Source organism: Flavobacterium nackdongense (assembly GCF_004355225.1).
In the GTDB taxonomy this organism is placed as follows: Bacteria; Bacteroidota; Bacteroidia; order Flavobacteriales; family Flavobacteriaceae; genus Flavobacterium; species Flavobacterium nackdongense.
Genome location: NZ_CP037933.1, coordinates 427,192 through 438,138, shown reverse-complemented (window position 1 = coordinate 438,138; position 10,947 = coordinate 427,192). Strand labels below are relative to the sequence as shown.

At 37.1% G+C, this 10,947-nt stretch carries 8 protein-coding genes; 7 read left to right on the top strand and 1 reads right to left on the bottom strand.

Annotated features, from left to right (window positions below; all coding sequences use genetic code 11):
- Window positions 1–551: 551 nt before the first annotated feature.
- The 7 genes from E1750_RS01710 (at window position 552) to E1750_RS01680 (ending at window position 10,280) form a co-directional block, all read left to right on the top strand.
- Complete coding sequence (locus E1750_RS01710; protein ID WP_133275097.1) at window positions 552–2,324, top strand: AMP-dependent synthetase/ligase; 1,773 nt, start codon at window positions 552–554, stop codon at window positions 2,322–2,324.
- A gap of 62 nt (window positions 2,325–2,386) precedes the next feature.
- Window positions 2,387–3,439: a proline iminopeptidase-family hydrolase gene (locus E1750_RS01705; RefSeq protein ID WP_133275096.1), complete on the top strand. Its 1,053-nt coding sequence runs from the start codon at window positions 2,387–2,389 to the stop codon at window positions 3,437–3,439.
- Between the two features lie 132 nt (window positions 3,440–3,571).
- Window positions 3,572–3,949: a hypothetical protein gene (locus E1750_RS01700; protein ID WP_133275095.1), complete on the top strand. Its 378-nt coding sequence runs from the start codon at window positions 3,572–3,574 to the stop codon at window positions 3,947–3,949.
- Between the two features lie 119 nt (window positions 3,950–4,068).
- Window positions 4,069–4,500, top strand: a complete 432-nt coding sequence (locus E1750_RS01695) for a MarR family winged helix-turn-helix transcriptional regulator (protein ID WP_133275094.1) — start codon at window positions 4,069–4,071, stop codon at window positions 4,498–4,500.
- A gap of 129 nt (window positions 4,501–4,629) precedes the next feature.
- Complete coding sequence (locus tag E1750_RS01690; RefSeq protein ID WP_133275093.1) at window positions 4,630–7,020, top strand: 3-hydroxyacyl-CoA dehydrogenase/enoyl-CoA hydratase family protein; 2,391 nt, start codon at window positions 4,630–4,632, stop codon at window positions 7,018–7,020.
- 172 nt (window positions 7,021–7,192) lie between these two features.
- The gene (locus E1750_RS01685) at window positions 7,193–8,380 is read left to right on the top strand and encodes an acetyl-CoA C-acyltransferase (RefSeq protein WP_133275092.1); all 1,188 of its coding nucleotides are present in this window, start codon (window positions 7,193–7,195) and stop codon (window positions 8,378–8,380) included.
- Window positions 8,381–8,489: 109 nt separating this feature from the next.
- Window positions 8,490–10,280 carry an acyl-CoA dehydrogenase family protein gene (locus E1750_RS01680; protein ID WP_133275091.1) on the top strand — a complete coding sequence of 597 codons (1,791 nt, stop codon included), beginning with the start codon at window positions 8,490–8,492 and terminating at the stop codon, window positions 10,278–10,280.
- Between the two features lie 90 nt (window positions 10,281–10,370).
- On the opposite strand, the gene E1750_RS01675 is transcribed toward E1750_RS01680, so the two are convergent.
- Window positions 10,371–10,883, bottom strand: a complete 513-nt coding sequence (locus tag E1750_RS01675; RefSeq protein WP_133275090.1) for a hypothetical protein — start codon at window positions 10,881–10,883, stop codon at window positions 10,371–10,373.
- Window positions 10,884–10,947 lie beyond the last annotated feature (64 nt).

The window sequence follows — 10,947 nt, the reverse complement described above, 5'->3', positions numbered from 1 at the left end:
ACACAAATACTAGATTAAAAGTGATAAAGACACAAATGCCTCTAGTATTCGCTCAGCTTACCATCAATCAAAAGTTGGGCGACGCAATTCCTTTTCTACAATCAATGTGATAATTGATGGACCGATCGAAACTGAATTGAACCATTTATTAAAATTTGCCGACGATAAAAAAATAATTTTAAGAGGATTCTGGTATAGTAATTTTTTCCATTGGCATCATTGAATATTATGACTAAAATATTCTAATTAGTAGATAACATTACTAATACGATATTTAAAAGAGTACTTAGCGTATTGTCAAACAACTCAGAATAAAGCTAAAAATAGCCAAAAAAGGTAGGAGTCTTCAAATTATCCAAAAGAAACTAAAGATATAATTACGACGAAGTACTAAGTTTTTCTTGTGAATGTTGGGCTGTAGATTGAGAAAAAATAATTGGCTATTAAGTACCCTATTTTTAAGGAGTTGATTTTTTCAACTCCTTATTTTTTTATAAAAAGGATAAAAACATCATTTTTTTTATTAATTTGCAGTATAAAACAAAACCACAATGACAGAAATCACCCGATTATTTGATTTTCCTTATTATCAATTGGAGCATTTTAACATTTCAGATGCTTTGGTTACCAAGTATAACGGTGTTTGGGTACAAACTTCCACCGAAGAATATATTGCAAAAGCCAATGCCATTTCAAGAGCATTATTGCGAATGGGAGTCAATAAAAATGATAAAATTGCGATTATTTCGAGTAATAATAGAACCGAGTGGCATATAATGGATATTGGGATTCTTCAAACTGGTGCCCAAAATGTGCCAATATATCCAACTATTTCTGAAAATGATTATGAATATATTTTGAATCATTCGGAGGCCAAATATTGTTTTGTTTCTGACAATGAGGTTTTGGCTAAACTTAATGCAATAAAACACAATGTTCCGAACCTCAAAGAAATATATTCCTTTAATGAAATTAATGGTTGCAAAAACTGGAATGAATTGCTTGTTTTAGGCTATGACCCCTCTAACCAAGAGGAAGTTGAAAATAGAAAAAGCAATGTAAAACCCCAAGAGTTAGCTACTATAATTTACACATCTGGAACTACTGGACAACCAAAAGGGGTTATGCTTTCTCACAACAATATCGTTTCTAATGTTTTAGATTCTGCCGATAGAATTCCTTTTGCAGCAGGAGAAAGCCGAGCTTTAAGTTTTTTACCCATCTGCCACATCTACGAACGAATGGTTACCTATATATACCAATTTATGGGTTGCTCTATTTATTTTGGCGAATCTCTAGAAAAAATTTCAGACAATATCAAGGAAGTGCAACCAACCGTAATGACTGGTGTTCCTCGATTAATTGAAAAAGTGTATGATAAAATAATTGCAAAAGGTGCAGAACTTAAAGGAATTAAGAAAAAATTATTCTTTTGGGCTGTCGAAATAGGTTTGCAATATGAACCCAATGGAGCTAACGGATTTATGTATAATTTACAACTAAAGTTAGCTAGAAAATTAATTTTCAGCAAATGGAAAGCTGGGCTTGGAGGTAGATTAAACTTAATTGTAAACGGAAGTGCTGCGTTGCAACCCCGATTGGCTCGGATATTTGCTGCTGCAGAGATTCCAGTAATGGAAGGTTATGGTTTGACTGAAACTTCACCAGTTATTTCAGTAAATGATGAAAGAAATAACGGATTCAAAATTGGAACTGCTGGTAGAATTATAAATAATGTCGAAATTAAAATTGCTGCTGATGGTGAAATTCTATGCAAAGGGCCCAATGTTATGTTGGGTTATTATAAGGACGAAAAACTGACAAATGAAGCCATAATTGATGGTTATTTTCATACTGGCGACATCGGAGAAGTGGACAGTGATAATTTTCTTAAAATTACGGATCGAAAGAAAGAAATGTTCAAAACTTCTGGCGGTAAATACATTTCGCCACAATTATTAGAAAATGCAATGAAACAATCGCGTTTTATTGAGCAAATTATGGTGATCGGCGATGGCCAAAAAATGCCAGCCGCTTTCATTCAACCCAACTTTGAATTTATTAAAGAATGGGAAAGACTCCACGGAATAACGGTTGGAAAAACCAATATAGAAATTATTTCAAATCCTAAAGTTATTGAACGTATTCAAGACGAAGTGGATAGATTAAATGAAAAATTTGGGAACTGGGAAAAAATCAAGCGTTTCGAATTAACCCCAGATGTCTGGTCCATAAATGGAGGACACCTCACTCCAACAATGAAGTTAAAACGAAAAATCGTAATGGAAAAATACAGTGATTTATTTCGTAAAATTTATGGGTAAAAATGAAGGCAAACCATCAATTGTAAAATAGTATTTAACGTAAATAGTTAAAATATTTAATTATGAAAATCAAAAATTTCGGTTTACTAGTATTGAGTATTATATTATTTAGTGGATGCAAAAACAACCCAGACGAGGCGCTGAAAGCAAATTACCTTGACTTTACTCAGCGCGACGACCAATTTACAGGCGGAATCAAAATGATTCCCATCTCCACTCCTATTGGTAAATTCAATGTTTGGACAAAAAGAGTGGGAAATAATCCTAAAATAAAAGTACTGCTGCTGCACGGCGGACCGGGCGGAACACACGAATTCTTTGAAAGTTTTGATGGCTATTTTCCGCAAGAAAGTATAGAATACATTTATTACGACCAATTAGGCTCCTATTATAGTGACCAACCCAATGACAACCGACTTTGGACTACAGAACGATTTGTAGAAGAAGTAGAACAAGTTCGGAAAGCTTTACAATTAGACAATACCAATTTTTATCTATTAGGGCAATCTTGGGGAGGTATTCTCGCAATGGAATATGCGCTGAAATACCAAAAAAATCTGAAAGGTTTAATCATTTCCAATATGATGGCAAGCGCACCAGCTTACAATAAATATGCTGAAGAAGTATTGGGTCCAAAACTACCAACATCCGTTTTCAACCAAATCAAAACATTCGAAAAAAACAAAGACTATTCCAATCCGAAATATACTGAACTGCTATTCAAATACTATTACACAGAACATATTCTGAGACTGCCGATTGACAAATGGCCGGAATCCATAAATAGAGCGTTCAAGCATTTAAATCCCAATGTATATGTTTATATGCAAGGCCCGAGTGAGTTTGGAATTACCGGAGATGCCACCTTAAAAGACTGGGATATCACTTCAAAATTAAAAACATTGACAGTACCTACTTTAGCTATCGGTTCTAAATACGATACAATGGATCCAGAACATATGAAATGGATTTCAAAAGAAGTACAAAATGGACGATTTTTATTTTGTCCAAACGGAAGCCATTGCTCGCAATATGACGATCAGCAACATTATTTTCCTGGTATTATCCAATTTTTGAAGGATGTTAATAATGGAGATTTCTTGAAAAAATCATAAAAAAATCACTTAAACTATATTGTTAACATTATAATATTGCAAATAGTTAATAATTTTAACAAATTAAAGACTAGTCCATCCGATTATTTAATACATTTATATCATAAACCAATTAAATCAAAAATTATGAATGTGAAAAATTTATTAGTTTCGGGAATTGTAGGTGGGTTTGTTAACTTCCTTTTAGGATGGGTGTTTTACGGAATTCTTTTTAAGGATATTTATCCAGAAGGTGAAGATATGAATCTAGTTTTTACTTTTTTGGGATGTTTAACATTTGGTCTTTTTATCGCTTTTATTTTTACCAAGTGGGCGGGAATCACAATACCGCTCTCAGGAATGAAGGCAGGGGCAATTATTGGATTTTTTACTAGTTTATCTATGAATTTTTTTATGTACTCTAATATGCCTGTGAATTATCAAAATATAGTTTTAGATGTTGTTATATCTACCGTAATTGGCGCATTAGTCGGAGCTTCCGTAGCTTTAACTTTAGGCAAAATGAAATAGAAATTAATCCCTTTAAAACAACTCCTCAATTTCGTGAGGAGTTTTTTTTTATAAAAAAAATACATTTATTATGCGTGCATAGTATTTTTTATTATCTTTGAAATCGTTATAGTAAAAATATGAAAGAAAAAACAATTGACTATATACTTAGAGCCACCTGGCAAGCAGTGTCGAGAATGTACAATGAAGAAGCTACCAAATACGGCGCAACGATGGCAACAGGTTTTGCATTACTAAGTATAGACAAGGAAGAAGGAACCCCGTCAACAGCCTTAGGCCCAAAGATGGGAATGGAAGCAACAAGTTTGACAAGGACCTTAAAAAATATGGAAGAAAAAGGGTTGATTTATAAAAAACCCAATCCAGTTGATGGTCGTGGGGTATTGCTTTACCTAACAGAATTTGGAAAAGAAAAACGAGAATTGTCTAAAAATACGGTGCTTCAATTTAATAATGTTGTAAAGCAAAATGTTACTCCTGAACAACTTCAAAATTTCCTTGAAGTTTCAGATATCATCAATGAATTAATTTCGGAGAAGAAGATATTTTAGAAGAAAAAGAGATTAGAATATAGATAATAGAAAATAGATTATGATCTAATAACTATAAACCATAAACAAAACCCGAGGCGTAGCCGAATTGTATGGAGCGCAGCGGAATAAAACTATAAACAGTTGATAATGAAAAGAACTATTAAAAAAGTAGCAGTAATTGGGTCTGGAATTATGGGTTCAGGAATTGCTTGTCATTTTGCCAATATTGGGGTCGAAGTATTACTTTTGGACATTGTTCCCAACGCACTCACTGATGCCGAAACCAAAAAAGGATTGACATTAGACAGCAAAATTGTTCGCAATCGATTGGTCAACGAACATTTTCAAAATGCTTTAAAATCAAAGCCCTCGCCTATTTATCATCAGAAATTCGCTAGCCGAATTACGACTGGAAATACCACCGATGATATGGCTAAGATTGCCAATGTCGATTGGATTATTGAAGTAGTAGTGGAGCGTTTGGACATCAAAAAAATGGTGTTCGAACAAATCGAAAAATACCGCAAACCGGGAACTTTAATCACTTCAAACACTTCGGGAATCCCCATTCATTTTATGAGCGAAGGACGAAGCGAAGATTTTCAGAAACACTTCTGTGGTACACACTTTTTTAATCCTGCGCGTTATCTAAAATTATTCGAAATTATTCCGGGTCCACAGACTTCAACCGAAGTATTGGACTTCCTGACTATATATGGAGAGAAATTCTTGGGCAAAACTTCGGTCGTGGCCAAAGATACTCCCGCTTTTATTGGAAACCGAATTGGAATTTTCGGAATCCAAAGTTTATTCCATTTGGTTAAAGAATTAGGTTTAACAATCGAAGAAGTCGACAAACTTACAGGTCCAGTCATCGGAAGACCAAAATCGGCGACTTTCAGAACGGTTGATGTCGTTGGTTTGGATACTTTGGTACACGTTGCCAACGGAATTTACGAAAACTGCCCGAACGACGAACAACACGAATTATTCAAATTACCGGATTTCATCAACAAAATGATGGAGAATAAATGGTTGGGAAGCAAAACAGGGCAAGGTTTTTATAAAAAAGAAGGTAGAGACATTCTCTCATTAGATTTAGACACCTTAGAATATCGTCCTGCCAAAAAAGCATCTTTTGCCACTTTAGAACTAACAAAAACCATTGACAAACCCATCAATCGCTTCAAAGTTTTAGTAAAAGGAAAAGACAAAGCAGGAGAATTTTACAGACGAAGTTTCGCTGCAATGTTTGCTTATGTTTCCAATAGAATTCCTGAAATATCAGACGAATTATACAAAATCGACGATGCGATGAAAGCAGGTTTCGGTTGGGAAAACGGCCCTTTCGAAATTTGGGATGCCATTGGAGTTGCTAATGGAATCGAAATGATCAAAGATGAAGGTTTAAGTTCACCTGCTTGGGTTAGTGAGATGTTAGGTGCTGGAATTTCAAGTTTTTATTCGGTTAAAGAAGGAGCCACTTATTTTTATAATATTCCAAATAAAACACAGATTAAAGTTCCGGGACAAGACGCTTTTATCATCCTGAACAACATTCGCGAAAGCAAAAAAGTATGGAGCAACAGCGGTGCTATTATACAAGATTTAGGAGACGGAATCTTGAATTTAGAATTCCAGTCTAAGATGAATACTATTGGTGGTGACGTTCTACAGGCCATCAACAAAGCCATCGATTTGTCCGAAAAAGAATATCAAGGTTTGGTTATTGGAAACCAAGGAGCGAATTTCTCTGTGGGTGCCAATATTGGAATGATATTTATGATGGCGGTCGAACAAGAATACGAAGAACTCAATATGGCCATCAAAATGTTCCAAGATACAATGATGCGCGTACGCTATTCCGGAATTCCAGTTGTGGTTGCGCCTCACGGAATGACTTTGGGTGGTGGTTGCGAAATGAGTATGCACGCCGATAAAGTGGTAGCTGCTGCCGAAACCTACATTGGATTGGTTGAATTTGGAGTTGGAGTAATTCCGGGTGGCGGCGGATCGAAAGAAATGGCGTTGCGAGCTTCCGATTTATTCCGTAAAAACGATGTCGAATTGAATGTTTTGCAGGAATATTTCTTGACAGTGGCTATGGCTAAAGTGTCAACTTCAGCTCACGAAGCTTTTGACTTGGGAATATTACAACACGGAAAAGATGTGGTTGTAGTCAACAAAGACCGCCAAATTGCCGAAGCCAAAAAACACGCTTTACTAATGGCAGAAGCCGGTTACACTCAACCTATTCGCAGAAGTGACGTGAAAGTTTTGGGAAAACAAGCTTTGGGAATGTTCTTGGTAGGAACCGACCAAATGGAAGCTGGAAAATACATCTCGGAACACGACAAGAAAATTGCCAACAAACTGGCTTATGTAATGGCTGGTGGTGACTTATCAGAGCCAACATTAGTAAGCGAACAATATTTATTAGATATTGAAAGAGAAGCATTTTTATCGCTTTGCACCGAAAGGAAAACATTAGAGAGAATTCAGTTTATGTTAACAAAAGGGAAACCTTTGAGGAATTAGCCCCCTAACCCCCGAAGGGGGAACTCTCAAAATTGTAAATACTATTTATATAATATAAGAAGTTCTTTAAATAATTGAAAAAATAATATATCGCATTTCCATAAAAAAGATGTGATTTAAAATCCTATTTACCCCTAATAGGAATTCCCCCTTCGGGGGTTAGGGGGCTAATATGAAAACAGCCTATATAGTAAAAGCATACAGAACTGCCGTGGGAAAAGCCCCAAAAGGTGTATTTAGATTCAAGCGCCCAGATGAATTAGCCGCAGAAACCATTCAATTTATGATGAATGAATTGCCGGATTTCGACAAAAAACGCATAGACGATGTAATGGTTGGAAATGCGATGCCCGAAGCCGAACAAGGATTGAATATGGGACGATTGATTTCCTTAATGGGATTGAAAATTGAAGATGTTCCGGGCGTAACCGTCAACAGATATTGCGCTTCAGGACTAGAAACCATCGGGATGGCAACTGCTAAAATTCAGTCTGGAATGGCAGATTGTATCATTGCTGGTGGTGCCGAAAGTATGAGTTTTATCCCGATGGGAGGTTACAAACCAACTCCTGATTATGCCTTAGCCAAAGACGGTCACGAGGATTACTACTGGGGAATGGGTTTGACTGCCGAAGCTGTCGCCAAACAATACAACATTTCTAGAGCCGACCAAGATGAGTTTGCTTTTCAATCTCATTATAAAGCTTTGAAAGCGCAAGCCGAAGGTAAATTTGACAAACAAATTGTACCAATTTCAGTGGAGCAAACTTTCATAAATGAAAATGGTAAAAAAGAAACCAAATCATACATCGTAAATAAAGACGAGGGCCCAAGAGCGGGAACTTCGGTGGAAGCATTGGCAAATTTGCGCCCCGTTTTCGCAGCGGACGGAAGTGTGACTGCTGGAAATTCTTCTCAAATGAGCGATGGTGCGGCTTTTGTTTTGATTATGAGTGAAGAAATGGTAAAAGAGTTAAACCTCTCTCCTATTGCACGTTTGGTCAACTTTGCTTCAGCAGGAGTTGAACCAAGAATTATGGGAATTGGACCAGTGAAAGCCATTCCAAAAGCCTTGAGACAAGCCGGATTGCAATTGAAAGATATTGATTTGGTGGAGTTGAACGAAGCCTTTGCCTCTCAATCTTTGGCGGTAATTAGAGAACTTGGTTTAAATCCTGACATTGTGAATGTCAATGGAGGAGCCATTGCATTAGGACATCCGCTAGGTTGTACAGGAGCAAAATTATCCGTTCAACTATTCGACGAAATGCAACGAAGAGGAAGTAAATATGGAATTGTTTCTATGTGCGTAGGAACTGGACAAGGAAGTGCGGGGATTTATGAGTTATTAGCCCCCTAACCCCCAAAGGGGGAACTCTCGTGATAAAAAATAAAATTATACTGTATAAAAACTAAAACCCTACTTACCCCTAGTAGGAATTCCCCCTTCGGGGGTTAGGGGGCTGATTATGACTGATAAAACACGCGGTGGTCAATTCATCGTAAAAGAGACAAAATGTGAAGACATCTTCACTCCCGAAGATTTCAATGAAGAGCAAATAATGATGCGTGATTCTGTAAAAGAATTTGTAGACAAGGAAATTTGGCCTAACAAAGTTCGCTACGAGAAGAAAGACTACGCTTTTACAGAAGAAACGATGAGGCAGGCCGGTGAAATGGGCTTTTTGAGTGTTGCCGTTCCTGAAGCGTATGGCGGAATGGGAATGGGATTCGTAAATACCGTTTTGGTTTGTGATTACATTTCCGGAGGAACGGGCTCTTTCTCTACGGCTTTCGGAGCGCATACTGGTATTGGAACAATGCCTATTACTTTGTACGGATCCGAAGAACAAAAACAAAAATACGTTCCAAAACTAGCTTCTGGCGAATGGTTTGGCGCTTATTGTTTGACAGAACCAGGCGCAGGATCGGATGCCAATTCGGGAAAAACAAAAGCAGTTTTGTCTGAGGATGGAACACATTATAAAATTACAGGGGGAAAAATGTGGATTTCCAATGCCGGATTTTGCTCGTTATTCATTGTCTTCGCCCGTATTGGCGATGATAAAAACATTACCGGTTTCATAGTAGAAAATGACCCAAGTAACGGAATTACAATGGGTGAAGAAGAACATAAATTAGGAATCCGGGCTTCATCCACGCGACAAGTTTTCTTTGCAGACACCAAGGTTCCAGTCGAAAATATGCTTTCGGAGAGAGGAAATGGGTTTAAAATTGCGATGAACGCCTTAAATGTTGGACGTATAAAACTTGCCGCCGCTTGTTTGGACGCGCAACGAAGAGTGACTTCAGGAGCGGTAAAATATGCCAACGAAAGAGTGCAATTCAACACTCCAATCTCACAATTTGGAGCCATTCGATACAAATTGGCAGAAATGGCAACCTCTTGTTATGCTGGCGAAAGTGCGACATACAGAGCTGCAAAAGATATTGAAGACAGAATTTCAACCAGAGAAGCCGAGGGGACTTCGCATCAAGAAGCCGAACTAAAAGGCGTGGAAGAATTTGCGATTGAATGTTCTATCCTAAAAGTGGCAGTTTCTGAAGATGTCCAAAACTGTGCTGATGAAGGGATTCAGATTTTTGGAGGAATGGGATTTTCTGAAGATACACCGATGGAAAGCGCTTGGCGTGATGCCAGAATCGCCAGAATTTATGAAGGTACCAACGAAATCAACAGAATGCTATCGGTTGGAATGTTGATTAAAAAAGCATTCAAAGGTCACGTTGATTTATTAGGACCCGCCACAAAAGTTCAAGAAGAATTAATGGGAATTCCTTCATTCGATACGCCAGATTACTCTGAATTATTTTCAGAAGAAAAAGAAATGTTGACTAAATTAAAAAAAGCATTCCTGATGGTTGCCGGCGGCGCGGTTCAAAAATACGGCCCTGATTTAGAAGGACACCAACAATTATTGATCGCCGCAGCCGATATTTTGATTGAAATCTATATGGCGGAATCTACTATTTTAAGAACTGAAAAAATGGCTAAGAAAATGGGTGAAGATCAAGTTAAAGAACAAATTGCGATGGCAAAATTATATTTGTATAAAGCAGTGGATGTTGTTACTCAAAAAGGGAAAGAAAGTGTCATTTCTTTTGCAGAAGGCGACGAACAACGAATGATGTTGATGGGATTGCGTCGTTTTACAAAGTACACCAATATGCCGAATATCATTGGATTAAGAGAGTTGATTACCACAAAATTAGTGGCAGAAAATGAATACTGTTTCTAGTTGTAAACGATAGTTTAATTGGTTTAATTTGTGAAAAAGAGAGGACAGTTGGAAAACTATCCTCTTTTTTTGTTTGAAAAAATCAGAATACTATTCTTTGTTTTCGCTTTCCCCTTCTTCTAAAGCAGCAGCATTTTGCTCTGCACCCCCAGCTGAAACAGCGTTAGGTCGGATTTCGGTGTGACGAATTTCTCCTCCTGTTGTTCCTGTTTGTTGCGCAAAAAATACGCCAATGATGGCTACTACAACTGCAATATAGGAAACCGATCTGGCGTTTCTATGCTTTTTATAATTTACAAACAAACCAATTAAGGAAATTACGCCTAAGGAATATAAAACTATGGCCAGTTTTTCGGCCATTTCTTCGTGTTCGTGAATAATTTCTTTGCCAACAGAAGGCATATCTTCCACCATCTCCTCTGCTCCTTCGCCAGTTCCCATACTAATAGCAGCAAAAATAGCCGCAATTACAAACAGACAATATGCGGTGTTTTTTACCGAAGTATTTTTCAAAATCATTCCTGCAATTAAAATTCCCAATCCCAAAATCGTCCCGATAATTGGAAAATGGTTTACTACCATGTGTACATGTGCTTCGTTCATAATTAGTATTGTTTAAAGTTAAAATTGTATTGCTTGTTATTTAAGTGTGATATTTTCAATTCCT

Excerpts from the sequence above, each read along its gene's own strand:
- E1750_RS01710 (WP_133275097.1), top strand. The coding sequence starts at position 552 with ATGACAGAAATCACCCGATTATTTGATTTTCCTTATTATCAATTGGAG.
- E1750_RS01705 (WP_133275096.1), top strand. The coding sequence starts at position 2,387 with ATGAAAATCAAAAATTTCGGTTTACTAGTATTGAGTATTATATTATTT.
- E1750_RS01695 (WP_133275094.1), top strand. The coding sequence starts at position 4,069 with ATGAAAGAAAAAACAATTGACTATATACTTAGAGCCACCTGGCAAGCA.
- E1750_RS01690 (WP_133275093.1), top strand. The coding sequence starts at position 4,630 with ATGAAAAGAACTATTAAAAAAGTAGCAGTAATTGGGTCTGGAATTATG.
- E1750_RS01685 (WP_133275092.1), top strand. The coding sequence starts at position 7,193 with ATGAAAACAGCCTATATAGTAAAAGCATACAGAACTGCCGTGGGAAAA.
- E1750_RS01680 (WP_133275091.1), top strand. The coding sequence starts at position 8,490 with ATGACTGATAAAACACGCGGTGGTCAATTCATCGTAAAAGAGACAAAA.
- E1750_RS01675 (WP_133275090.1), bottom strand. The coding sequence starts at position 10,883 with ATGAACGAAGCACATGTACACATGGTAGTAAACCATTTTCCAATTATC.